This window comes from Pseudomonas sp. PDM09 (genome assembly GCF_014852305.1).
In the GTDB taxonomy this organism is placed as follows: Bacteria; Pseudomonadota; Gammaproteobacteria; order Pseudomonadales; family Pseudomonadaceae; genus Aquipseudomonas.
The window spans coordinates 523,223-545,971 of the sequence record NZ_JACVBI010000003.1; the positions used below are offsets into that span (position 1 = coordinate 523,223).

10 protein-coding genes are annotated in these 22,749 nt (G+C 60.8%); 5 read left to right on the plus strand and 5 right to left on the minus strand.

Annotated features, from left to right (window positions below; all coding sequences use genetic code 11):
• The first annotated feature begins 184 nt into the window (after positions 1–184).
• Together IB250_RS11110 and IB250_RS11115 are read left to right on the plus strand one after the other, a co-directional pair.
• Positions 185–13,168: a non-ribosomal peptide synthetase gene (locus tag IB250_RS11110; protein ID WP_192344118.1), complete on the plus strand. Its 12,984-nt coding sequence runs from the start codon at positions 185–187 to the stop codon at positions 13,166–13,168.
• A gap of 202 nt (positions 13,169–13,370) precedes the next feature.
• On the plus strand, positions 13,371–14,183 hold the full coding sequence (locus IB250_RS11115) for an alpha/beta fold hydrolase (RefSeq protein WP_192344119.1): 813 nt from the start codon (positions 13,371–13,373) through the stop codon (positions 14,181–14,183).
• Between the two features lie 94 nt (positions 14,184–14,277).
• Here the strand turns inward: IB250_RS11115 and dsbG are convergent, their stop codons facing one another.
• From dsbG to IB250_RS11140, 5 genes are all read right to left on the minus strand, one after another.
• On the minus strand, positions 14,278–15,045 hold the full coding sequence (dsbG, locus tag IB250_RS11120) for a thiol:disulfide interchange protein DsbG (protein WP_192344120.1): 768 nt from the start codon (positions 15,043–15,045) through the stop codon (positions 14,278–14,280).
• A complete protein-coding gene (locus IB250_RS11125) occupies positions 15,021–15,887 on the minus strand; it encodes a TlpA disulfide reductase family protein (RefSeq protein ID WP_192344121.1) in 867 nt (288 codons plus the stop codon). Before IB250_RS11125 ends, dsbG begins: the two co-directional genes overlap by 25 nt.
• Positions 15,887–17,629: a protein-disulfide reductase DsbD gene (gene dsbD / locus IB250_RS11130; protein ID WP_192344122.1), complete on the minus strand. Its 1,743-nt coding sequence runs from the start codon at positions 17,627–17,629 to the stop codon at positions 15,887–15,889. Before dsbD ends, IB250_RS11125 begins: the two co-directional genes overlap by 1 nt.
• Before the next feature lie 140 nt (positions 17,630–17,769).
• Positions 17,770–18,738 carry a tetratricopeptide repeat protein gene (locus IB250_RS11135; protein WP_192344123.1) on the minus strand — a complete coding sequence of 323 codons (969 nt, stop codon included), beginning with the start codon at positions 18,736–18,738 and terminating at the stop codon, positions 17,770–17,772.
• Positions 18,739–18,914: 176 nt separating this feature from the next.
• Positions 18,915–19,610 (minus strand): hypothetical protein, encoded by a 696-nt coding sequence (locus tag IB250_RS11140; RefSeq protein WP_192344124.1) that lies wholly within the window; start codon positions 19,608–19,610, stop codon positions 18,915–18,917.
• Between the two features lie 323 nt (positions 19,611–19,933).
• Here IB250_RS11140 and IB250_RS11145 point away from each other — a divergent pair, with 323 nt between their 5' ends.
• The 3 genes from IB250_RS11145 to IB250_RS11155 all read left to right on the plus strand — a co-directional run bounded on the left by IB250_RS11145 (position 19,934) and on the right by IB250_RS11155 (position 22,684).
• On the plus strand, positions 19,934–20,614 hold the full coding sequence (locus IB250_RS11145) for a response regulator (RefSeq protein WP_192344125.1): 681 nt from the start codon (positions 19,934–19,936) through the stop codon (positions 20,612–20,614).
• Positions 20,611–21,936 carry an ATP-binding protein gene (locus IB250_RS11150; protein ID WP_192344126.1) on the plus strand — a complete coding sequence of 442 codons (1,326 nt, stop codon included), beginning with the start codon at positions 20,611–20,613 and terminating at the stop codon, positions 21,934–21,936. Before IB250_RS11145 ends, IB250_RS11150 begins: the two co-directional genes overlap by 4 nt.
• Positions 21,937–22,198: 262 nt before the next feature.
• Positions 22,199–22,684: a GNAT family N-acetyltransferase gene (locus IB250_RS11155; protein WP_192344127.1), complete on the plus strand. Its 486-nt coding sequence runs from the start codon at positions 22,199–22,201 to the stop codon at positions 22,682–22,684.
• Positions 22,685–22,749 lie beyond the last annotated feature (65 nt).

Sequence of the window (22,749 nt, forward strand, 5' to 3'; positions counted from 1 at the left end):
GGCGACTAATTATTTCAAGACTTCATCCGTTCTCATTGGTGAATGGCTGCGGGCGCAAGCCCCGGCCAAACCAGCATTCTCAAGCCTTGCGCGGTCGGCGAAGACCGCGTCCTGCATGCCCATGAACGGGCGTGACGTACGAAAACCGATTCCACTTGCAAGCCGAATTCAGGCAGGAAACCTCATGACCGACGCGTTCGAACTCCCTAGCACACTGGTCCAAGCCCTTCAGCGCCGCGCGGCCCTGACGCCGGACCGGGTGGCCTTGCGTTTTCTCGCCGAAACCCAGGATCAGGCTGTGGTGCTCAGTTATCGTGAGCTCGATCAACGGGCGCGAACCATTGCCGGCGCGTTGCAGGCCGAGACGTCATTTGGCGATCGCGCGGTGTTGCTGTTTCCCAGCGGCCCGGATTACGTCGCGGCGTTTTTTGGCTGTCTGTACGCCGGCGTGATCGCGGTGCCAGCCTATCCGCCTGAATCGACCCGTCGTCATCACCAGGAACGTCTGCTGTCGATCATTAGCGATGCCGAACCGCGCTTGCTGCTGACCAGCGCCGACCAGCGCGACGCGCTACTGCAAATCGACGAGGCGCCGCCGCTGCTGTGTGTCGACACCCTCGATAGCGCCCTGGCCGAGCATTGGGTTGCGCCGGACTTGCACGGCGATCACATTGCGTTCCTGCAATACACCTCCGGCTCCACTGCGTTGCCTAAAGGCGTGCAAGTCAGTCACGGCAACCTGGTGGCCAACGAGCTATTGATTCGCCACGGATTCGGCATCGACCTGAACCCCGACGACGTGATCGTCAGCTGGCTGCCGCTGTACCACGATATGGGCTTGATCGGCGGCTTGTTGCAGCCGATTTTCAGCGGCGTGCCCTGTGTGTTGATGTCGCCGGCCTACTTCCTCGGCCGACCATTGCGCTGGCTGGAGGCGATCAGCGAATACGGCGGCACCATCAGCGGCGGGCCGGACTTCGCCTATCGACTGTGCAGCGAACGGGTCAGCGAATCGGCGCTGGAGCGCCTCGACCTGAGTGGCTGGCGCGTGGCGTATTCCGGTTCCGAACCGATTCGCCTCGACACCCTGGACCGCTTCGCCGAGAAGTTCGCGGCCTGTGGCTTTACCTCGGACAGTTTCATGGCCTCTTACGGCCTGGCGGAAGCCACGTTGTTCGTGGCCGGCAGCCCGCGCGGCCAGGGCATTCCATCGTTGCGCGTGGATGATCAGGTGCTCGCGCAGAACCGAGCCGAACCGGGCGATGGCAGTCCGATCATGAGCTGCGGCATCAGCCAGCCGGATCACGCGGTGCTGATTGTCGATTCCGTATCGCTCGAAGAACTCGCCGATAACGCGATCGGTGAAGTCTGGGCCAGCGGGCCGAGCATCGCTCATGGCTACTGGCGCAACCCCGAAGCCACGGCCCAAACGTTCGTCCAGCACGCCGGTCGCACCTGGCTGCGCACTGGCGACCTGGGCTTTATGCGTGACGGTGAGCTGTTCATCACCGGGCGTCTGAAAGACATGCTGATCGTGCGCGGTCACAACCTTTATCCGCAGGACATCGAGCAGACCATCGAGCGTGAAGTGGAGGTGGTGCGCAAAGGTCGCGTGGCCGCATTTGCAGTCAACATCGAGGGGCAGGAAGGCATCGGCATCGTCGCGGAAATCAGCCGCAGCGTGCAGAAAATTCTGCCGCCCGAGGCGTTGATAAAAGCCATCCGTCAAGCGGTGGCCGAGGCGTATCAGCAAGCGCCGAGCGTGGTGGTGTTGCTCAATCCGGGGGCGCTGCCGAAGACGTCCAGCGGCAAGTTGCAACGCTCGGCGTGCCGCAATCGCCTGGCCGATGGCAGCCTCGACAGCTATGCGCTGTTCCCGTCGACAGACATCGCCAACCCATCCGAAACTGAATCGGGCTCTGAGCTGCAAACGTTGATCGGCCAGCTCTGGTGCGAGCAATTGCAGGTCAAGCAGGTCAACGCCGATGATCACTTCTTCCTGCTCGGCGGCAACTCCATCGCCGCCACTCAAGTGGTCGCACGCCTGCGTGAAGCGTTGGGGCTGGAGCTAAATCTGCGCCTGCTGTTCGAAGCGCCGACCCTCAGCGCATTCGCTGCCGCAGTCGCTCAGCAACAACAGGATGGCGGTGTGGCCCAAGGTGCGATCATGCCTTTGTCGCGCAGCGACGCCATACCGCAATCCCTGGCACAAAACCGTTTGTGGATCACCTGGCAACTCGACCCGCAGAGCAGCGCCTACAACATTCCCGGTGCCTTGCACCTGCGCGGCGAACTGGACGAAGACGCCTTGCTCGCCAGTTTCCAGCAACTGATCGAACGTCACGAATCCCTGCGCACGCGATTTTTCGAGCGGGACGGTATGGCCCTGCAACAGGTCATTGCTGCCGGCGAATTCAACCTGCAAGTAATCGACATCAGCGACCTGCCAGCCGCCGAGCGTGAAGCCCGAGCGCAGCAAATCCGCGAGGACGAAGCCCGCACCCGGTTCGATCTGGAAAAAGGCCCGCTGCTGTCGGTGACGTTGGTGCGCCTCGGCGATGAAGACCATCAACTGCTGGTGACGATGCACCACATCATCGCCGACGGCTGGTCGATGAACGTGCTGATCGACGAGTTCTCGCGCCTGTATGCGGCAGCCTCTCAAGGCCAGACCGCCAGCCTTCCAGCGTTGCTAACTCAATACGCCGACTACGGCAGCTGGCAGCGTCAGTGGTTGGCGCAAGGGGAGGGCGAGCGACAACTCGCTTACTGGAAAGAACAGTTGGGTGACGAGCATCCGACCCTGAGCCTGGCCACCGATCATCCGCGTTCGGCGCAACACATTCACAGCGCCGCCCGCCACACGCTGCGTTTGAACGCGAACCTGAGCGATGTCATTCGCCAGACCGCCCAGGCCCATGAATCGACGCCGTTCATGCTGCTGCTCGCAGCATTCCAGAGCCTGCTGCATCGCTACAGCGGTCAACGCGACATCCGCATCGGCATACCGAATGCCAACCGTCCGCGTCTGGAAACCCAAGGGCTGATCGGCTTCTTCATCAACACCCAGGTGTTGCGTGCCGAGGTGGATTCGCGACTGCCGTTCGTTGAGTTGCTGGCGCAAACCCGTCAAGCCGCATTGGGCGCGCAAGCGCATCAGGACCTGCCGTTCGAACAACTGCTCGAAGCCTTCCCCCAGGCCCGCGAGCAGGGCTTGTTCCAGGTGATGTTCAACCATCAGCAACGGGATCTCACTGCGCTGCGTCGCTTGCCGGGACTGCTCGCCGAAGAGCTGCCGTGGCACAGTCGCGAAGCCAAGTTCGACCTGCAACTGCATAGCGAAGAAGACCGTAACGGGCGCTTGAGCCTGTCGTTCGACTACGCCAGCGAATTGTTTGACGGGGCGACCATCGAGCGCCTGGCCGAGCATTTCAGCAACCTGCTGCGAGCCATTTGTGAGCAACCGAAAGCCGCTATCGGCGACCTGCAACTGCTGGCCCCGAGCGAGCACGATCAGCAATCCGACTGGAGCGCCGCATCGTGTACACCCGCCAATCAATGGCTGCCTGAGTTGCTCAACGAACAAGCGCGCCAGACCCCGGAGCGCACTGCGCTGCTGTGGGACGGTGGCAACCTGGATTTCGCCGAACTGCACGCCCAGGCCAACCGCCTGGCGCATTACCTGCGCGACAAAGGTGTCGGCCCGGACGTGTGCGTGGCCATCGCCGCCGAGCGCTCGCCGCAGTTGTTGATTGGCTTGCTGGCGATCATCAAGGCCGGTGGCGCTTATGTGCCGCTGGACCCGGACTACCCGGCCGAGCGCCTGGCCTACATGCTCAGCGACAGTGGTGTCGAACTGCTGCTGACCCAAACCGGGTTACTCGACCGCCTGCCGGCCACCGACGGCGTCAGCGTGATTGCCATGGACGCCCTGCATCTGGAGAACTGGCCAAGCCATGCGCCCGGTCTGCACCTGCACGGCGACAACCTGGCCTACGTGATTTACACCTCCGGTTCCACCGGTCAGCCGAAGGGCGTCGGCAATACTCACGCGGCCCTCGCTGAACGCCTGCAATGGATGCAAGCCGCCTACCGTCTGGACCAAACCGATGTGCTGATGCAAAAAGCACCGATCAGTTTCGACGTGTCGGTGTGGGAGTGCTTCTGGCCGCTGATCACCGGGTGCCGCCTGCTGATCGCCGGCCCTGACGAACACCGCGATCCGCACCGCATCGCCCAACTGGTCCAGCAATTCGGCGTGACCACACTGCACTTCGTACCACCGTTGCTTTCGTTGTTCATCGACGAACCACTCAGCGCCGAATGTACCAGCCTGCGCCGACTGTTCTCAGGCGGCGAAGCCTTGCCCGCCGAACTGCGAAACCGGGTGTTGGCGCAACTGCCAGCGGTGCAACTGCACAACCGCTATGGCCCGACCGAAACCGCGATCAACGTCACCCACTGGCATTGCACAACCGCAGATGGCGAGCGCTCGCCGATTGGCCGGCCATTGGGCAACGTGCTGTGCCGCGTGTTCGACAGCGACCTCAACCCGGTACCGGCCGGTGTGCCGGGTGAACTGTGCATCAGCGGTCTCGGTTTGGCCCGAGGCTATCTCGGCCGTCCGGCGCTGACCGCCGAACGCTTTGTGGTCGATCCGCTGGGCGAACAGGGCGCACGTCTGTACCGCACCGGCGACCGTGCTCGCTGGACCGCCGACGGCGTGATCGAATACCTCGGACGTCTCGATCAGCAAGTCAAACTGCGTGGTTTTCGTGTCGAGCCGGAAGAGATCGAAGCGCGTCTGTTGGCGCAGGCTGGCGTCGCCCAAGCGGTGGTGCTGGTGCGCGAAACGGCGGCGGGCGGACAGTTGATCGGTTACTACACCGCCACCGAAACCAGCGAAACCATCGATGCTCAAACCACGCGCCTGAAAACCGCGCTGGCGGCTGAGCTGCCGGAATACATGGTTCCGGCGCAACTCATGCGTCTGGATGAAATGCCCCTGAGCCCAAGCGGCAAACTCGACCGTCGCGCCTTGCCGGAACCTCAGTGGCAAATCCGCGAACATGTCGAACCGGTCACTGCCCTTGAACAACAAATCGCCGGTATCTGGCGCGAGGTGCTGGGCCAAACGCAGATCGGCCTGCGCGACGACTTCTTCGCCCTCGGCGGCCATTCTTTGCTGGCCACGCAAATCATCTCCCGTACCCGCCAGGTCTGCGACGTCGAGTTGCCATTGCGTGCGCTGTTCGAAGCCAGTGAACTGGGCGCGTTTGCCGAACAGGTTCGCTTGATCCAGGCCAGCGGCAAAACCAACAAACAGCCGCCGATCGAGAAGGTCGACCGCAGCCAACCGGTGCCACTGTCCTATTCTCAGCAACGGATGTGGTTCCTCTGGCAGATGGAACCGGACAGCCCGGCCTACAACGTCGGCGGCATGGCGCGGTTGCGCGGCGTGCTGGATGTCGGGCGTTTCGAAGCGGCATTGCAAGCGCTGATCATGCGTCACGAAACCCTGCGTACGACCTTCCCGAGCGTCGACGGCGTGGCCCGGCAACAGGTTCATCCAGACACCCGCCTGCGCATGGACTGGAAGGATTTCACCACGCTGGATGCCGATGGCCGCGAATGGCAGGTCCAGCAACTGGCCGATGATGAAGCCCATAAACCTTTCGATCTGGAAACCGGACCGCTGCTGCGAGCTTGTCTGGTCAAGACCGCCGAGCAGGAGCATTACTTCGTCCTGACTCTGCACCACATCGTCACCGAAGGTTGGGCGATGGACATCTTCGCCCGGGAACTGAGCGCGCTCTATGAAGCCTTCGTCGATGACCGAGATTCGCCGCTGCAACCGCTGCCGGTGCAGTACCTGGATTACAGCGTGTGGCAACGGCAGTGGCTGGAATCCGGCGAACGTCAGCGTCAGCTCGATTACTGGACCGCGCAACTGGGCCGCGAACATCCGCTGCTGGAACTGCCGGCCGATCGTCCCCGTCCGCCGGTGCAAAGCCATCAGGGCGAACTGTTCCGCTTCGATCTGAGTGATGACCTCGCGGCGCGGGTTCGTGCCTTCAATGCCTATAACGGTCTGACCCTGTTCATGACCATGACTGCCGCGCTGGCGGTGCTGCTTTACCGCTACAGCGGCCAGACCGACCTGCGCATCGGTGCGCCGGTGGCCAACCGCATTCGCCCGGAAAGCGAAGGGCTGATTGGCGCATTCCTCAACACGCAAGTGCTGCGTTGCCAGCTCGACGGGCAGATGTCTGTCGGCGAGTTGTTCGAGCAGGTTCGCCACACCGTGATCGAAGGCCAGTCCCATCAGGACCTGCCGTTCGATCATCTGGTGGAAGCCTTGCAGCCACCGCGCAGTGCGGCTTACAACCCGCTGTTCCAGGTGATGTGCAACGTGCAGCGCTGGGAATTCCAGCAGAGTCGCACCCTGGCCGGGATGACCGTCGAGTACTTGGCCAACGATGCGCGAGCGACCAAGTTCGACCTCAACCTGGAAGTCACCGACCTCGACCATCGCCTCGGTTGCTGCCTGACCTACAGCACCGATTTGTTCGATGAGCCGCGCATTGCGCGCATGGCCGGGCACTGGCGCAACCTGCTGGAAGCGTTGCTCGCCGATCCGCAACAGCGCCTCAGCGAACTGCCGTTGCTGGAAGCCACTGAACAGCAAAACCTGCTCGACAGCCTCGGCGTCGAGCCGGGCGAGCATCGCCTCGATCAGTGCATTCATCACCTGTTCAGCGAGCAGGCGCTGGTGCGTAAGGACGCACCGGCCCTGACGTTCGCCGGGCAAACCCTGAGCTACGCCGAGCTCGACAGTCGCGCCAATCGTCTGGCCTGGATGCTGCGCGAGCGTGGAGTCGGGCCGCAGGTTCGGGTCGGTCTGGCCCTGGAGCGTTCGCTGGAGATGGTCGTCGGCCTGCTGGCGATCCTCAAGGCGGGCGGCGCCTATGTGCCGCTGGACCCGGAGTACCCGCTGGACCGCTTGCACTACATGATCGAAGACAGCGGCATCGGTGTGCTGCTCAGCGATGCGGCGATGTTCGCGGCCCTCGGTGAACTGCCGGCCAGCGTCGGCCGCTGGTGCCTGGAAGAAGATGCCGTCGAACTGGCCAATTACCCGGCCACTGAGCTGCCGTTTATCAGCCTGCCGCAACATCAGGCGTATCTGATTTACACCTCGGGCTCCACCGGCAAACCGAAAGGCGTGGTGGTGTCCCACGGTGAAATCGCCATGCATTGCCGCGCCGTGATCGAACGCTTCGGTATGCGCCCGGATGACTGCGAGTTGCACTTCTATTCGATCAACTTCGATGCCGCGACCGAACGTCTGCTGGTGCCGCTGTTGAGCGGTGCGCAGGTGATCCTGCGTGCGCAAGGCCAGTGGGATGCAGAAGAAATCTGTGGGCTGATTCGTCGCCATAACATCAACATTCTTGGTTTCACCCCGAGCTACGGCAGCCAGTTGGCGCAATGGCTGGCGACCCAGGGCGAAACCCTGCCGGTGCGCATGTGCATCACCGGCGGCGAGGCCCTGACCGGCGAACACCTGCAACGGATTCGCGCGGCGTTCAAACCGAGCCTGTTTTTCAACGCTTATGGCCCGACCGAAACCGTGGTCATGCCGCTCGCCAGCCTGGCGCCCGAGCAATTGGAGGAGGGGCTGGGCAGCGTGCCGATCGGCAGCGTGATCGGCGCGCGGGTGGCGTACATCCTCGATGCCGATCTGGCGTTGGTACCGCAAGGCGCGACGGGCGAGTTGTACGTCGGCGGTGCCGGCCTGGCGCAGGGGTATCACCAGCGTCCGGGCATGACTGCCGAACGGTTTGTCGCCGACCCCTTTGCAGCGAACGGCGGGCGTTTGTACCGCACCGGCGACCTTGTCCGTCAGCGCGCCGATGGGTTGGTCGAGTACCTCGGCCGCATCGACCATCAAGTGAAGATCCGTGGTTTCCGCATCGAACTGGGAGAGATCGAAACCCGTCTGCTGGAACATGAATCGATCCGTGAAGCCGTCGTTCTGGCGCTCGATGCACCGAGCGGCAAACAACTGGTGGGCTATCTGGTCAGCGATGTGGCCGAGCAGGACGAATCACAACAAGCCACACTGCGCGAAGCCTTGAAGAATCACCTCAAAGCTCAGTTGCCGGATTACATGGTGCCGACCCACTTGATCCTGCTGGGCAGCATGCCGCTGACCGCCAACGGCAAACTCGACCGTCGTGCATTGCCTGCTCCGGACCCGGAGCTGAACCGTCAGCAATACGTGGCGCCAAGCAACGAACTTGAACTGACCCTGGCCGGCATCTGGTGCGAAGTGCTGAACGTCCAGCAAGTGGGCCTCAACGACAACTTCTTCGAGCTGGGCGGCGATTCGATTCTGTCGATCCAGGTGGTCAGCCGAGCGCGCCAGCAGGGCATCCACTTCAGCCCGCGTGACCTGTTCCAGCACCAGACTGTGCAGACGCTGGGTGCGGTGGCAACCAGCACCGAGCAGGTCACGGCCGAGCAAGGTTTGCTGACGGGCGAATCGCATTTGACGCCGATTCAACACTGGTTCTTCGACACTGAAATCCCGGAGCGTCAACACTGGAACCAAGCGTTGCTGCTGGAACCAGCGGTGGCACTGGAACCGCATCGTCTGGAGCAAGCGCTGCTGGCAGTGATCGAACAGCACGACGCCTTGCGCCTGCGTTTCACCGAGGTTGACGGCCATTGGCAGGCCCGGCACCAGGCGGTTTCTGACGCCGCCGTGCTGTGGCAGGTGCACGTGCCGGCCATGGACAACTGCGCGGCGCTGTTCGCCGATGCCCAACGCAGCCTCGACCTTGAGCAAGGGCCGCTGATGCGGGCGCTGCTGGTCGACGATTCCGAGGGGCAACAACGGCTGTTCATTGCCATTCACCACTTGGTGGTGGACGGGGTGTCGTGGCGGGTGCTGCTGGACGATCTGCAAACGGTTTATCGTCAACTCGAGTCCCGACAGCCAGTAAAACTGCCGGCGAAAACCAGTGCCTTCAGGGACTGGGCCGCGCGGTTGCAGGCTTACGCCGGCAGCGAATCCCTGCGTGAAGAGTTGAGCTGGTGGCAGGCGCAATTGGCCGGCCCAAGCGCTGAATTACCGTGTGATCGGCCTCAGGGCGGTCAACAGAATCGTCACGCACAAACCGTCAGCGTGCGCCTCGATAGCGAGCGTACCCGCCAACTGCTGCAACAGGCGCCGACGGCCTATCGCACCCAGGTCAATGACCTGCTGCTGACCGCATTGGCCCGTGTGATGTGCCGCTGGAGCGGTCACGAATCGGCGTTGATTCAACTCGAAGGCCATGGCCGCGAAACCCTGTTCGACGAGATCGACCTGACCCGCACCGTTGGCTGGTTCACCAGTGCTTACCCGCTGCGTTTGACACCTGTGGCAGAGCAGGGCGCCTCGATCAAGGCGATCAAGGAGCAACTGCGCGCGGTACCGCACAAAGGTTTGGGTTATGGCGTGCTGCGTTATCTGGCCGACGGTGTGTGCCGTCAGACCATGGCCGCGCTGCCGGTGGCGCCGATCACCTTCAACTACCTGGGGCAGTTCGACCAGAGCTTCGGCAGTGATGCGCTGTTCCGTCCGCTGGATGAACCAGTGGGCGCGGCCCACGATCCACACGCTCCGCTGCCCAACGAGCTGAGCGTCGACAGTCAGGTGTATGGCGGTGAGTTGGTGCTGCGCTGGACCTTCAGCGCCGAACGCCATGACCTGCAAACCATCACCGAACTGGCAGAGGCGTATCTGGGCGAATTGCAAAGCCTGATCCAGCATTGCCTGAGCGACAACGCGGGCGGCCTGACACCGTCGGACTTCCCGCTGGCCAGACTGACTCCGCCGCAACTCGACGCATTGCCCGTCCCGGCGGCGATGATCGAAGACGTCTACCCGCTGACCCCGATGCAGGAAGGCATGCTGCTGCACACCTTGCTCGAACCGGGCACCGGCCTCTACTACATGCAGGATCGCTACCGCATCAACAGCGAACTCGACCCACAACGTTTCACCCAAGCCTGGCAAGCGGTGATCGCCCGACACGAAGCCTTGCGCGCCTCGTTCTGCTGGAACGTTGGCGAAGACATGCTGCAAGTGATCCACAAACCGGGCAGCACGCCGATCGAATATCTGGACTGGAGCGCGGTTGCCGAAACCGAGCAAGAGCCGAAGTTGCAGGCACTGCTGAAAAGCGAGCGCGAGGCCGGGTTCGATTTGCTCAACCAGGCACCGTTCCACCTGCGCTTGATCCGCGTGGGCGCGGCGCGTTACTGGTTCATGATGAGCAACCACCACATCCTCATCGATGCCTGGTGCCGTTCGTTGCTGATGAACGATTTCTTCGAGATCTACACCGCCCTCGGCGAAGGTCGCGAAGCGCAGCTGGCCGTGCCGCCGCGTTATCGCGATTACATCGGCTGGCTGCAACGCCAGAGCCTGGCCGAAGCGCGGCAGTGGTGGCAGCAGAACCTGCGAGGTTTCGAGCGCACCACGCCGATTCCGAGTGACCGGCCATTCCTGCGTGAACATGCCGGCGACAGCGGCGGCATGATCGTCGGCGACCGCTACACACGGCTCGATGCCCGCGATGGTGCGCAACTGCGCGAGCTGGCCCAGGCCCATCAGCTGACCATCAACACCTTCGCCCAAGCGGCGTGGGCGCTGGTGCTGCGTCGCCTGAGCGGTGATCGCGACGTGCTGTTCGGCGTCACGGTGGCCGGGCGTCCGGTGCAGATGCCAGAGATGCAGCGCACCGTCGGGCTGTTCATCAACAGCATCGCCCTGCGGGTGAAAATGCCCGAGGACGATCAGCGTTGCAGCGTTCGTCAGTGGCTCAGCGATTTGCTCGACAGCAACATGCAACTGCGCGAATACGAATACCTGCCGCTGGTGAGCATTCAGGAAAACAGCGAACTGCCTAAAGGCCAGCCGCTGTTCGACAGCCTGTTCGTGTTCGAAAACGCGCCGGTGGAAGTCTCGGTGCTGGACCGTGCGCAAAGCTTCAACGCGACCTCGGATTCGGGCCGCACCCACACCAACTTCCCGTTGACGGCGGTGTGTTATCCGGGGGATGACCTTGGCTTGCACCTGTCCTACGACCAGCGTTATTTCGATGAATCCACGGTCGAGCGCATGCTCGGCGAATTCAAGCGCCTGCTGCTGGCGCTGGTCGAAGGCTTCCATGGCGACATGGCCGACCTGCCGCTGCTGGGCACCGAGGAAAAAGACTTCCTGATCCATGGCTGCAACCAGAGCGAATACGACTACCCGCTGGAGCACAGCTATGTCTCGTTGTTCGAAGCGCAGGTCGCCAAGCATCCGCAGCGAGTTGCCGCCAGTTGCCTGGATCAGCAACACAGCTACGTTGAGCTGAACCAGCGCAGCAACCGTCTCGGCCATGCGCTGATTGCGGCCGGCGTCGGCCTGGATCAACCGGTGGCGTTGCTCGCTGAACGTAACCTCGATCTGTTGGGCATGATCATTGGCAGCTTCAAGGCCGGTGCCGGTTACCTGCCGCTGGACCCGGGCCTGCCGAGCCAGCGCCTGAGCCGGATCATCGACCTGAGCCGCACGCCGTTGCTGGTCTGCACTCAGGCGTGTCGTGAACAAGCCATCGCGCTGCTGGAAGAGTTCGGTTGTGCCAATCGACCTCGATTGCTGGTTTGGGAAGACGTGCAGGCGAGCGATGCATCGGTGGCCAATCCGGGCATTTACAGCGGCCCGGACAACCTCGCTTACGTGATTTACACCTCGGGTTCCACCGGCCTGCCGAAGGGCGTGATGGTCGAGCAGCGCGGCATGCTCAATAACCAGTTGAGCAAGGTGCCGTACCTGAAACTGAGCGACGCCGACGTGATCGCGCAGACCGCTTCGCAAAGCTTCGACATTTCGGTCTGGCAGTTCCTCGCGGCGCCGTTGTTCGGTGCTCGGGTGGACATCGTGCCGAACAGCATCGCCCACGATCCGCAAGGCTTGTTGGCTCACGTTCAGAGCCAGGGCATCACCGTGCTGGAAAGCGTGCCGTCGCTGATTCAGGGCATGCTCGCCCAGGACCGCATGAGCCTCGATGGCCTGCGCTGGATGCTGCCGACGGGTGAAGCGATGCCGCCGGAGCTGGCGTATCAATGGTTGCTGCGTTATCCGCAGATCGGTTTGGTGAACGCCTATGGGCCGGCGGAATGCTCCGACGATGTGGCGTTCTTCCGCGTTGATCTGGCCTCGACACGTGGCAATTACTTGCCGATTGGTACGCCGACCGATAACAACCGTTTGTACCTGCTCGATGGCGCGCTGGAGTTGGTGCCATTGGGAGCGGTGGGTGAGTTGTGTGTGGCCGGCATTGGCGTGGGTCGTGGCTATGTGAGCGATCCGTTGCGTACCGCTCAGGTGTTTGTGCCGAACCCGTTCGGCGCACCGGGGGATCGCCTGTATCGCACCGGTGACCTGGCCCGACGTCGCAGCGACGGCGTGCTGGAATACGTCGGGCGTATCGGCCATCAAGTGAAAATCCGCGGTTACCGCATCGAACTGGGTGAAATCGAAGCCCGTCTGCACGAGCAGCCGGAAGTTCGCGACGCGGCGGTGGGTGTGCAGGAAGGCGTCAACGGCAAGCATTTGGTCGGCTATCTGGTTGCAGCGGATTCGGCGCTGAATCCGAATGAACGACTGGAGCGTATCAAGCAACGTCTGCGCGCAGAGTTGCCGGAATACATGGTGCCGCTGCACTGGTTGTGGCTCGACAAGCTGCCGCTCAACGCCAACGGCAAACTCGATCGCAAGGCCTTGCCGGCACTGGAGATTGGCCAGTTGCAAAGCCAGGACTATCAGGCGCCGCGCAACGAGCTGGAGCAGACCCTGGCCGATATTTGGGCCGAGGTGTTGAAGGTCGAGAAGGTCGGCGTGCGTGACAACTTCTTCGAGCTCGGCGGGCATTCGCTGCTGGCCACACAGATCGCCTCGCGGGTGCAAAAAACCCTGCAACGCAACGTGCCGCTGCGGGCGATGTTCGAGTGCAGCACGGTGGCGGAGCTGGCCGAGTACATCGAGGGGTTGGCGGCGAGCGACATTACCGAGGAAAAGGTGGATCGGTTGAATGACCTGATGGCGGCGTTGGAGGGGCTGTAATTCTTTAGCGTTTGTGAAGGCCCCTTCGCGAGCAAGCCCGCTCCCACATGGGGCTTGCGAATACAGATCCAGTGTGGGAGCGGGCTTGCTCGCGAAAGGGCCAGTGCAAACACCACATAAGGTTCGGGTTGACTGCCGATCGCCACCGGCTCAGTCTTCCTGTGCTTTTTTAATGGATATTATTTCACCAGGGAGACAGTCGATGCCCTTCGTAACGGTTGACGGACAAGCGCTTCACTACATAGATCAAGGCACAGGCCCTGCGGTACTGCTGGCCGGCAGTTACCTGTGGGATCAGGCTATGTGGGTGCCGCAGATTACGGCGCTGTCGCAGCACTATCGGGTCATCGCCCTGGACCTGTGGGGCCATGGCCAATCCGGGCGGATGCCCGAATGCACAAACTCGCTGGATGACGTGGCACGCCAGGCCCTGGCATTGCTCGATCATCTGGACATCCATAAGGTCACGCTGGTCGGTCTTTCGGTCGGTGCCATGTGGGGCGTTCGACTGGCGCTGTCAGCACCGCAGCGGCTCAACGGTCTGGTGCTGATGGACACCTACGTCGGCGTCGAGCCGGAACCGACTCGCCAATACTATTTCTCGCTGTTCAAGCAGATCGAAGACAGCGGTGTGATCTCACCGCAGTTGCTCGACATCGTGGTGCCGATCTTTTTCCGGCCCGGCATCGATCCGCAATCGGCGCTGTATCAGGATTTCCGCGCCAGACTGGCTGCGCTGCCGGCCGACCGCTTACGTGAAAGCATCGTGCCAATGGGGCGGATTACCTTTGGTCGTGATGATCTGTTGCCGCGCCTGGGTGAACTGAACCCTGAAACCACGCTGTTGATGTGCGGCGATCAGGACAAACCGCGACCGCCGTCGGAAACCAGAGAAATGGCCGAGTTGATTGGTTGCCCGTATGTGCTGGTGCCGGAGGCTGGGCATATCTCCAATCTGGAGAATCCGCAGTTCGTTACAGATGCACTGCTGAAGTTTCTAGGCGGGAGAAATTAGCCGATTTTGATGGCCTCATCGCGAGCAGGCTCGCTCCCACAGGTGACCGCATATCCCTGTGGGAGCGAGCCTGCTCGCGATGGGGGCGGTGGGATTACTTCGGCCCCAAAATCTTCACCAATTTATCCGGCGACGGCGCACCTTGCTGCTGTTGCAGCTGGCCCTTGTCATCCATGTAGAAAATCGCTGGAGTGGCGGCCAGTTCCAGGTCTTCCATCAACTGCATGTTCGCCGCGAGTTTCGCCTGAATCGCCGGCGGCACATCTTTCAGGGCTTTGAGCGAGCTGTCCTTGCCGGATTTTTCGTGGTCTGCCAACGCTTTTTGCGGGTCTTTGGCAGCCAGCAGCGCGGCGGATTTACCCGGGCTGTCTTCGCGAATGATGCCGACCATGATGTGCCGCAACTGCACCTTGCCGGCCTTGACCCACGGCCGCGCCTGTTCCCAGAACATGTTGCAGTACGGGCAATTCGGGTCACTGAACAGATAGACGATTCGCGGTGCATCCTTGTTGCCGTCACCGATCCAGTTGCTCGCTTCCATCTTGCCCCAGACTTCCTTGGCCATTGGCGCGTAGACCAGTTTCTGCAACGGCGCGCTGCTCATGTCATTGCCTTCGGCGTCGTACAAATTGCCCAGCAGTACATGTTTGCCGTCCGGGGTCAGGTACAGCGCCATGCCGCGGTTCTGGTACTGCGCTGCATAACCGCGCAGGCCGTCGGGGGCGTCGAAGGTGCCGACGATTTTGGCGCCCTTGGCTTCGATCTTCTTGATCGCTTCAGGCAATTCTTCGGCCTGTACCGACGGCAAGTGCAGCAGGGCGGCACCCAGGGTTAACGTCAGCAGGTGGCGGAGGCGGAGCATGGCAATTTCCTTGAAGGCGTGGCCGGGATGGCCGGGTTCGGGGTGTCGAAGTTTTCCAGGGCGCGGGCCAGGCTGGCTTCAGAGAGCTCGCCCAGATGGCTGCCCAGCAGGTGCCCGTCGGGGCTATAGAACAGCGTAGTCGGCAATGCCATGGAACCCACGGCCTGACCCAAGCGACCGCGGCCATCGAACAGCACGTTAGTCAGGCTCAGGCCCTGGGTTTCGAGGAAGGTGGCGACGCTCTGCATGCTTTCGGCCTGGTTGACGAACAGGAAGGTCAGGTCCGGGCGTTGCAACTGGGCATTTTCCAGTACCGGCATTTCCCGGCGGCATGGCGGGCACCAGGTGGCCCAAAGATTGATGACCAGCGGGCCGCCCTGGTAATCGCTGAGTTGCACCGTTTGGCCGGCGGCATTGCGCAGGGTGATCGGCGGCAGGCGCGTGCCTTGTTCGTAAATATTCAGGGAGAAGGTTGCCAGCAGCCAGAATGCCAGACCGCAGGCCACGCCAAAGCCCAACGGCTTGCGCAGGCCCGGGCGACGCCAGCCTCGATACGCGGCGGCAAGCAACAGCACGACCACCCCGGGCCAGGCAAGAAAACCACCGTCGCGCAGGTCGATGATCTGCCACGGATCGTTGCGATACTGCGCCCAGTAGGCAATCACGAAACCGACCCGGGCCGCCAGCAGGCCCAGCAGGAACAGGCTGAACAGCACCGACTCCGGGTTCTCGCCACCACGCTTAGCCACCCGCCAGCCGACAAAAGTCGCCAGTGCCAGGGCACTGATCAGCAGCAGGTGATTAAGCGCGATGGCAAAGGTGCCGAGGGTAAAGGTCAGCATTAACGGGCGTCTCGGGTGGTGGTCCAGCGTTGCAGGAAGGTGCCGGCATCGACCTCACCGGTGATGCGCTGGCTGCGGCGCTCTTCGCCGTCGGGGCCGATCCACAACAGGCTTGGCGGCCCCGGCACTTTATAACGGCCGAGCAGTTCGCGGCTGGCGGCATTGTCGGCGGTGACGTCCAGCCGTAGCAAGCGTACATCGCTGAGTGCTTGCAGGACCTGCGCTTTGCCAAAGACCTGTTTTTCCATGACTTTGCACGCCACACACCAGTCGGCGTAGTAGTCCAGCAGCACCCATTGGCCTTGAGCCCGAGCGACATCCAGCTCCCGTTGCAGTGCGGCTGGCTCCTTGATTGTGATGAAGGCGTCGTGACTGACAGGGCTTGCGCCGGTGCCGTCACGGCTGATGCTATAGACCTGCAGCGGCTGGTACGGGTCGTCACTGCCACCGGCGGCACCCACCACCAGCAGACTGCCCCACAGCCCCAACAGCAATGAACTGGCACCGAACAGATGGGCGACGCGGCCAAACCCCTGCGACTGCTTCCAGGCGCTGTAGGCGGCGATCAGCAGCAAGGCTCCGCACAAGCCGAGCCACAGCGATTCATCCAGTACCGGGCGCAGCATCAGCAGCGCAGTAGCGAGGAACAGGAAGCCGAACACGCCTTTGAGCAGGTTCATCCAGGCGCCGGGTTTGGGCAGGAAACGATTGCCGACGGTCACCAGCAATAGCAGCGGTATACCGATGCCGATGCCCATCGCGAACAGAATCAGCCCGCCGTGCAGCGCATTGCCGCTCTGGGCGATATAGAGCAGGGCGCCGGCCAATGGGGCGGTCATGCACGGTCCCACCAGCAGGCCGGACAAGGCTCCCAGCAAACCGGCACCGATCAGGTTGCCACCGCGCTGATTGCGCGAAACATGTTCCAGTCGATCACGCACCGCTACCGGTAATTGCAGCTCGAAGAAACCGAACATCGGCAAGGCCAGCAGCACGAAAATCGCGGCAAAACTGCCGAGCAACCAAGGGTTTTGCAGCAACGCCTGAAGGTTCGCACCGAGCAATGCCGCCAGCACGCCCATCGCCGCATACACCAGTGCCATGCTGATCACGTAGCTGCCGGCCAGTGCAAAACCGCGCTTGGGCGTGGCGCCACTGCCAACGATCAACCCCGCCAGAATCGGCAACATCGGCAACGAGCACGGCGTGAACGCCAGCAGCAGGCCCAAGCCGAAGAACACCAGCAGGCTCCAGCCCAGCGCCCGTTGTTGCAGGTCGCTGGCCAAGGCTTGATCCGGTGCCTCATTTAAAAGGCTCGGCATTGTGGTGTTGCCTAAATACACCACTTGAGTGTGGGGCGGATAACACAACCCGGCATCGGCACAGCCCTGGAAACCCACCTTGATCTGGCCGCTGGCACCCGCCGGGATCTTCAGTTCCAGGCCTTGGCGATAAACCTGCTGTTCACCGAAAAACTCATCGCTGTGAGCTTCACCTTCAGGCAACACCGGTTTGTACTGCGCAGGCAAATCGTCGAACTTCAGGCGTTTTTGGTACAGGTAGTAACCGTCGGCAATCTGCCAGAACAATTGCGTTTCACCGGACGCCAGGCGCTCGGAGGTGAAGATGAACGCTTTTTCGATGGGTAGAAAGTCGGGTTTTCTGTCGAATGGATTGTTCCCCGGCTGCGCCTGAGCAAGGCTGGCGAACAGCCAGAGAAGAAAAACAAGAAAACCGCGCATCGACAAAGCCTTAAACATTGCAATTGCCGAGCACGATGATGGCTGCCGATTAACCCGGTGTTAACGAGCAGGACATGATTATTAGTCAGGCTGATTCGCGCTGAAATCCAGGATTCACAGCGCGAATCATCCTTAATGGCTTACTGAAGATCGCTGTAGGTCAATCTGAATTCCGACAGTGGGGGATGCGTACGCTTCCACTCCTGCGCAAATGCCTTGCCGGCTTCTATGTCTTCTTTGGACATGTCCTGCGCAATGATTGAAAGATTGTTTAACGCGGTGTTATAGCGCGGGGATTCCCGAGAGGTATCGAGCACCAGCCAAATGAGGCCGTAACTTTTGATCAGGTTCTTCTCGAAGCCATATTCGGTATCAATGCCATTCTCATCCTCATAGACGCCACCCAACCCATAGCCGTACTCGAGCACCGCGTTTACATCGTTCAATTGCGCCCTTTTGATCAGCCACTCTCTCCTGGCGGGAAGATCATGGCTAATGGGTGGGCGATTGCTGTACCAGTGCATCGCTCGGGAGAACCCCGCCTCGGCCGCACGTTTGAGCCAACGGTCGATAGTGGACCTGCGTTCAATCGCATCCGGAATGAGGGTGTGGTCCTTGTCATACACGATGGCGAGTATGTATTGCCCTTCCAGAAAACCTGCTTCAGCCGATTTTTTCAGCCAGGCGATATCCTTGGTTATTTCATAAAGTTGAAGCATGGCTTCGCCATCGCCGCTGTCGGCACGCCCTTGCGCAAGTGTTTTGGCTTGCTCAAGGGACGCGTCATCGGCCAATCGCAGCAGGGCGTAGACGTCGCCCTGAGCTGCTGCCAGGGCGTACCAATCTCTGTCGGCGTGGGTTTTATCCTCTTTCTTGAGGTTGTTTTCCCGGCGCCTGATGACTTCTGCGAGTGCGTACTGCGATTTACGATCCCCAGCGGTGGCGGCAATGGTCAGATAAGCCTCCGAATCCCGGTATTCCCCCAGGTTGTAGAGCTCCAGCCCCTTTTTTCTGGCGGTTTCTTGCTCATTGGTCAACCGGGCAATCAGCGAACTCAATGTGTTGAGCAAGCTGAACAGCGTCGACAAAGCGGATGAGTGTGTATACATAGTCAATACCTGTGTGAGTGGACAATTGGGGTGGTACGCACACAGGTTATTCAGGTGAGAAGGAGGACGTGCGTTACATATATATATGACGCGCGGGGAAGCACCTGTCTGGAGAAAAGACAGCGGTCCCCCGGCCCAAGGCATGATCCTCCCAGGCAGCGGAATCCGATGCCGTCTCAGTCTTGTATCAACCCTGGCCAGGATTCGTCATCTATTATTGTCGGTCCTGTCTCTGCCCTGTTGTCCTTTATGTTGTATCTGATGTATCTGTTGTTGGTCAGAAAGATATAGAAATAACTGTCGAAAAGCGGGGCGTCGTTTTGCACGGCTGTTATGATTCGGTTTTTGTAAGGTCCCAATCCGGGCCAGGAGTCAGGTGTGATGGGTTTTATTGATGTTTTTTGTGTTCTGTAATTGAAGTTGATGTAGTGTCCATCATTCGTCAAAAACTTGAATAGATATTTGAAGCCGAATATTTCCCACCATGTGCCGGCCACGATGCGGTCGAAATAAGGAAGTAGCGAGTGCCACAACGAATCTTCAAGTCGATAGGTTCCGGTTACTTTGTCGTAATCCTGGTCGTACTTACAGACCATTGGAGTGCCATTGGCATAATAGAACAGCCATAAAATGTCATCACCTCCGTTCGGGTAGCCCCCAACCCCAGTGACTGTAAAGCCGAAACGCAGATCTTTGACGTGAGCGTGAAAGCTTCCCCAGTTATCGGCTGTTATCTCGGCAGGATATCCCTCGTCAACCTTGTTCTCGCCAAGATCAAATCTGGAATATGTATTGCTGTCTTTGAAGAAGAAGTAAATTTTATCTTTTCCTGCGCGCCAATCGACGGCAACAAAATTCTTGAGTGTCGGCATGATCTGATTCCTTTCAGTTGACTGAAGAGTGTTTTAGTAAGTAATGGCATCTCTTTGAACACTGTTAATGTCGGAGTTAGACTATCGTCAGATATTGATCTTTGATATGGCTTTTTATGGGTTGATTGTTTCGGTTTGAGACTGATATGTTTCATGTCAACTAAGTGGGGGGTGTCAAAATGATCAAGGCGATCATCAAATACCCATCTGGTACGCTGCACGACCACTGAACGAAAGGCCTGCTTCTCGTCGGCCGTGGGGCTTGCCATAATTGCGGCTTAATCCACATCTGTTTGACTCGCGTTTTTGCTCATGGAGCTCCCATGCACGTACTGGTTTGCGAAGACGATGAGCTGATTGCCAGCGGCATTGTTGCCGGCCTCACGGCCCAGGGCCTGACGGTGGAACACGTGGCCACCGCGTCCGCCGCCCGGGCGATGCTCAAGGTGGCCGAGTTCGACGTCATGGTGCTCGATCTCGGCCTGCCGGACGAAGATGGCCTCAAGTTGTTGCAGCAGTTGCGTCACCATGGCCTCGAAATCCCGGTGCTGATCCTCACTGCGCGGGATTCGGTCACCGACCGGGTCGACGGTCTGCAAGCCGGTGCCGATGACTACTTGCTCAAACCGTTTGACCTGCGCGAACTCGCCGCCCGTCTGCATACGCTGTTGCGACGGGTGGCGGGTCGCAGCGTCAACCTGATTGAACATGGTCGTTTGACCTACGACCCGAGCAGCCGAGAAACCCTGCTCGGCGGCCGCCCCGTCGATTTGTCGCGCCGTGAACAATCGCTGTTGCAAGCTTTGCTGCATAACCGTGGCCGGGTGTTGTCCACCGAGCAACTCAAGGACAGTGTCTACGGTTTCAATGACGAACTGGAAAGCAACGCCCTTAACGTCCATATCCATCACCTGCGGCGCAAACTCGGCAACGGCATCGTCGAGACCGTGCGTGGCCTGGGCTATCGCCTGGGGCCGGCCGATGGCGCAGAGCAATCGAAGTGATGAGTCTGCGTTTGCGCCTGAGCCTGACCCTCGGCGCCGCGTTTGCGCTGATCTGGGCCCTGGCCGCCGCCTGGATGCTCAGTGATCTGCGCAACCAGATGATGTTTTCCTTGGACCAGCGGCTGGTGGCGTCGGCGCGGATGGTGGCCGGGCTGCTGGAGCAACTGCCGGCGTTGCCGAGCAAGGGCGAGGGGACCCATTTCAGCGCTGAACAGCTGAGCATCCCTGGCGGCATGGCCTGTCAGGTCAGCTCTTTGCGCGGCGAAATCCTGGCGCGCAGCCACAGCAGCCCCGAACAAACCCTGGAAGCCGAAAAAATGGGCTTCCATGATCAAATGATCGACGGCGCACCCTGGCGCAGCTTCACCCTGGCGCGCGGTGATGTGCGCATTACCACTGCCGACCGGCAAATCGAGCGCGAAGCGCTGAACATGTCCATCCTGCTGGCGGCCTCGGTACCGGTCGGCGTGGCGCTGCTCGGCTGCCTGTGTCTGTTGTGGCTCGGCATCGGTCAGGGGCTGGCACCGCTCAATCGTATGCGCGATGCGCTGATGCGACGCAGTGCCGATTCCCTGGAACCGTTGCAAATCCAGCCGTTGCCCAGCGAACTGCAACCGCTGCTGGAAACCCAGAATCAGTTGTTCCTGCGTATTGGCAAGACCATCGAGCGCGAGCGGCGCCTGACCGGTGATGCCGCGCATGAATTGCGCAGCCCGCTGACCGCGATCAAAACCCACCTGCAAGTGGCGCGCATGACTGAAGGCAGTGCACGGGATCAGTCCCTGGCGCGGGCTGAAGAGGGCGCTGACCGACTTCACCGCACGCTTGAACAATTGCTGCTGCTGGCGCGCGTCGAGGGCAGTCTGTCGTTCGATGATGGCGTGCAATGCAGCGCCGAACAGGTGGCGAAACTGGCGATTCAGGATGCGGCCAGCGGTGATCGTCAGCGGATCCAGTTTCGGTTGCCGGCCACATTCTCCGATGCGCCGCTGCAAATGCCTGCGGTGCTGTCGATTGCCGCATTGCGCAACCTGCTCGACAACGCCCTGCGCCATACCCCAGGAAATGGGGCCGTGGAGCTGAGCCTGGAAACCACCAACAATCGCGTGCGCTTTTTGGTCCGCGACCACGGCCCGGGGATTGCCGAAGATGACCTGCAACACCTGACCCAACGCTTCTGGCGCAACGGCCAGAGCACCGGTTGCGGCCTCGGCCTGGCGATTGTCCAGGCCATCGTCCAGCGTTGCGGCTGCACCCTGCATTTCGACAGTCGCCCGGATGGCTTGCGGGTCGAGCTGACAATGCCTCTGCAACCGGTCTGACAGGCCACCGCAGAGCAAATGTGAGAGCGGGCTTGCTCGCGAAGGCGGACTATCAGCCAACATCATTTTTGAACGTGAAATCGCTTTCGCGGGCAAGCCCGCTCCCACAGTGGATATGTGTGATCACAGGATCCATGACTCCTGAATCAAGATATCTGGTCTGTGTCGCACACCAAATGTAACGTCTCTCCATTAGCCACCCGACCCCCACAGCGCTATCGTCCCTGGCAGCTTTGACTCAATGGATTGAGGTAACAGCGCCATGGATGCATCGATACACATCTGCAAGGCAACGCCTGCCGACGCCGGGATCATCAGCCGCATCGTCGAGCGCTCCATTCGCGTCGGCTGCGCGCTGGACCATCGCAACGATCCGCGAACCGTCGCCACCTGGACTCACAACAAAACCATCGAACACGTGCAACCCTGGCTGGCCGACTCGCGCTTGTACCTGAACATCGCCCTGTTGCAGGACAAACCGATCGGCGTCGCCATGGCGGCGATCAGCGGCAAGATCGCGTTCTGCTATGTACAGCCGGAATGGTTTCGACGAGGCGCCGGACAAGCGCTGGTGCATGATCTCGAAACCTGGTTGATCGCTCAGGGTTTGCCTCACGCGCGGCTCAACAGCACCCGTACCGGTGAGGCGTTTTACCACCGTCTGGGTTACCGGGCTTGCGCTGAAACCTTCACCGTGGCGGGACTCCACGCCATTCCCATGCACAAGGCGCTGTCACCACCTTCATAGAAAGCTGATCGAGGGTCTAAATCCTTGAGGTCCTGATGCGTTTCCAGAACAGGAAAACCTGCAAG

Bases quoted from the DNA above. Each gene is read 5' to 3' on its own strand.
- IB250_RS11140 (WP_192344124.1), bottom strand. From the start codon at position 19,610: ATGCCGACACTCAAGAATTTTGTTGCCGTCGATTGGCGCGCAGGAAAA.
- dsbD (WP_192344122.1), bottom strand. From the start codon at position 17,629: ATGCGCGGTTTTCTTGTTTTTCTTCTCTGGCTGTTCGCCAGCCTTGCT.
- IB250_RS11135 (WP_192344123.1), bottom strand. From the start codon at position 18,738: ATGTATACACACTCATCCGCTTTGTCGACGCTGTTCAGCTTGCTCAAC.
- IB250_RS11115 (WP_192344119.1), top strand. From the start codon at position 13,371: ATGCCCTTCGTAACGGTTGACGGACAAGCGCTTCACTACATAGATCAA.
- dsbG (WP_192344120.1), bottom strand. From the start codon at position 15,045: ATGCTCCGCCTCCGCCACCTGCTGACGTTAACCCTGGGTGCCGCCCTG.
- IB250_RS11125 (WP_192344121.1), bottom strand. From the start codon at position 15,887: ATGCTGACCTTTACCCTCGGCACCTTTGCCATCGCGCTTAATCACCTG.
- IB250_RS11145 (WP_192344125.1), top strand. From the start codon at position 19,934: ATGCACGTACTGGTTTGCGAAGACGATGAGCTGATTGCCAGCGGCATT.
- IB250_RS11110 (WP_192344118.1), top strand. From the start codon at position 185: ATGACCGACGCGTTCGAACTCCCTAGCACACTGGTCCAAGCCCTTCAG.
- IB250_RS11155 (WP_192344127.1), top strand. From the start codon at position 22,199: ATGGATGCATCGATACACATCTGCAAGGCAACGCCTGCCGACGCCGGG.